This is a genomic window from Metabacillus sp. 113a (assembly GCF_050107635.1).
In the GTDB taxonomy this organism is placed as follows: Bacteria; Bacillota; Bacilli; order Bacillales; family Bacillaceae; genus Metabacillus_B.
Window position 1 is genome coordinate 1 of record NZ_JBNILJ010000058.1, and the last position, 223, is coordinate 223.

The 223-nt window shown below is 40.8% G+C and carries 1 protein-coding gene; it reads right to left on the reverse strand.

Annotation, left to right across the window (positions count from 1 at the left end; all coding sequences use genetic code 11):
• Position 1: 1 nt before the first annotated feature.
• Positions 2-223 (reverse strand): transposase (locus ACQCVE_RS19695; RefSeq protein ID WP_426863679.1); only part of this gene is annotated, 222 nt, incomplete at its 5' end.

A 223-nucleotide genomic window follows, 5' to 3' on the forward strand; every position in this document is an offset into this window, starting at 1 on the left:
CTTAGGCTGGTTGACTATGACCGCCAACCACAGGTGCATAGCGAATATTCATTGCACCGACTACATCTCTATGTTTTTCGAATCCGCACTGACACGTATATTTCCTGTCTATGGCTTTATTTTTTTTCGAACATTTCGGACAAGTTTGACTCGAGTAGGCGGGATTCACATATTCAACTTTAATACCCACTAGGTTTGCTTTATATTCGATGAAATGAGACAG